2 protein-coding genes and 1 pseudogene are annotated in these 2,422 nt (G+C 37.1%); 1 reads left to right on the top strand and 2 read right to left on the bottom strand.

The window, feature by feature from the left end; genetic code table 11:
- Positions 1-196 (top strand): annotated as a pseudogene (locus AC06OU_RS12340) (SMI1/KNR4 family protein); the annotation flags it as partial.
- 190 nt (positions 197-386) lie between these two features.
- Here the strand turns inward: AC06OU_RS12340 and AC06OU_RS12335 are convergent.
- A complete protein-coding gene (locus tag AC06OU_RS12335) occupies positions 387-1,034 on the bottom strand; it encodes a response regulator (protein WP_475856115.1) in 648 nt (215 codons plus the stop codon).
- Between the two features lie 11 nt (positions 1,035-1,045).
- Positions 1,046-2,158, bottom strand: a complete 1,113-nt coding sequence (locus tag AC06OU_RS12330; RefSeq protein WP_251556689.1) for a GAF domain-containing sensor histidine kinase — start codon at positions 2,156-2,158, stop codon at positions 1,046-1,048.
- Between the last annotated feature and the right edge of the window lie 264 nt (positions 2,159-2,422).

Below are 2,422 nucleotides of genomic sequence, written 5' to 3'. Positions count from 1 at the left end.
GGACCATGATATTGAATTACTAAATGAAGATATAGGTTATAAATATCTTCTTCCCATTGCTAATAGTTTCGTGGATTTTCTAAATATGATTAAACCTGATAATTCGGTTGAATATTTGGATGGATACGAGATAGAAGAAGTATGGGTTGACCCTGACTTTTTAGAAGAAATGAAAAAAAGTGGCCAATTAAAGTAACAGGTGCTTTAGTCAAAAATAATAATAACGTAAAATGAGCAAGGAGAAAATATCCTAGCTCATTTATTATGTGTATTTAAAATCAACCTTTCCCTTTAACATAGCCAAATAAATTTATTGTTATTTTAAAAAGGAGTACGAAAATGAAAGTACTCCTTCTTCTATTTTTATAAAAATGTTAATGGATATTCTATTGACCACTCGATTCGGTTAAACCATGCTTTACTGCGTAAAGTGCAGCTTGAGTTCGATCCTGGACGTGTAGCTTACCGAATATGTTCGAAATATGAGTTTTTACGGTCTTTTCTGTGACAAATAAAGAGGATGCTATCTCTCTGTTACTTTTGCCTTTTGTGAGCTCTGCCAGTACATCCTGCTCCCTAGGGGTTAATGGATATTCCTCATGTGGAAGCACTTCTTTCGGCTCGTTTTCTCTTTCCATCTGACTAGTTGCCTCAGGGTGGATGGTGTTTTCTCCACGCATAATTTTTCTTATACAGTCGGCTAAGTCATCTGGCTCGATATCCTTTAGCTGATACCCTGCTGCTCCTGCCTTTAAAGCTGGGATTACATGATCCCGATCCGAGAAGCTTGTTAGCATCAGTATTTGTATATCAGGAAATTCTGCTTTTATTCTTTTGGTTGCTTGTATTCCATCCATCTCTGGCATAACTAAATCCATTAAAATAATGTCTGGCTTTAAAGCCTCTGTCAATTCAACAGCTTCTTTTCCATTAGTTGCTTCTCCGACGATATCCATATCCTTCTGTGTTTTCAAAAAAAACATTAAACCTCTGCGGACAACATGGTGATCATCAGCTATTAATACTCTTATCATTTCAATCCCCCCTAGTAAGGTAATCTTACTAATATCTCTGTCCCTTTATTGACTTCTGTCACCCAGTCCACTGTACCACCAATCGAGTTTGCCCGATCCTTCATGCTTTGCAGGCCTATTGAAGGAAGTGATTTTAAATCCTTCATGTGAAAACCACAGCCCTCATCTTTGACAACTAAAAGCACATCGGTTGTTGTGACTGTCATATAGATTTCTGCCTTAACTACTCCAGAATGTTTACGGATATTGTTTAGTGCCTCTTGGGTTATGCGGAACAAGGTCTCTTCTACCTTTGCCGGAAGTTGGATAACTCCCTTTACCTTTATACTTAGAGATAGTCCTAAAATATCTCCATAGCCCTTTAACCCTTCTATAATTCCGGTTTCTAGACCCTTTGGACGCAGTTGCCAAATAAGTGCTCTCATCTCGGTTAGTGCTTCCTGAGTTAAATATTGAATCTCTTTAAAGGTATCCTTTACTTCGACTTGGTCTGTCATTTCAACGCCACCTCGAGCAGTCAAGGTAACTGAAAAAAGCAACTGATTTACCGAGTCATGCAAATCTCGAGCAAGTCTATTCCTTTCTTGAACAAGCGCCACCTGTTGCTCTTGCTTAGTCAATAATATTCTTTTAATCGCTGATCCAATTTGAAATGCAACAGATTCTAATAAGGCTAACTCACCTTCCTCAAAACGGACAGTATTCGCTGTAGCTACATTTAACAAACCAAAGCGTTCCTGCCCAGACTGTAAAGGTACTGTTGCATGATGTGTGATTCCCTCTTCATTTACATCTTTTTTATGAGCATTTTCTATTCGCTGACATTCTATTATGTTAGAAGCCTTTTGTAATTCTCCATTTCTATATCGAGACACGCACCAACAGCCACCCTTTTGCAGGTGTCGGCAATCATTTTTTTCAAGTGACTTGGGAAGGTTTTCATGCGCAATTAGCTCCTGCTTCCCTTTTTCATTAATGAAAAAAATCCATCCAGTCTCAAAAATAGTTCCCTCTAAAAGCTTACGAAGCGCTCCCTGTAGCATTTGTTCCATATCTGTTTCTTCGTTGATTAGCTCTGCTATTTCTTTCAACAGCTCTATATTGGAAAGTTCCTTCGATTGCATTATAACTCCTCCATCTAACCTACCTGTTATATTCATCTTATCATGTATAAGCTCTACATATAAATAACAGAAGCATCATACTTTTGACTGACAGTATAAAATTCGAACCCTACTTGTAAGAAATAAAAAAAGTACTCAAGAGTTTCCTTGAATACGTTTAAGCTTTTATCATATATAACAGAGAATAATACTTTGGTAGACAATTTATGGTTTGTATTTCTACCAACAAAGTAATTGAGCATTTAGGTGATATCTCATTTATAT

The organism is Psychrobacillus sp. (genome assembly GCF_056205495.1).
This window is presented reverse-complemented; position numbering and strand designations above follow the sequence as displayed.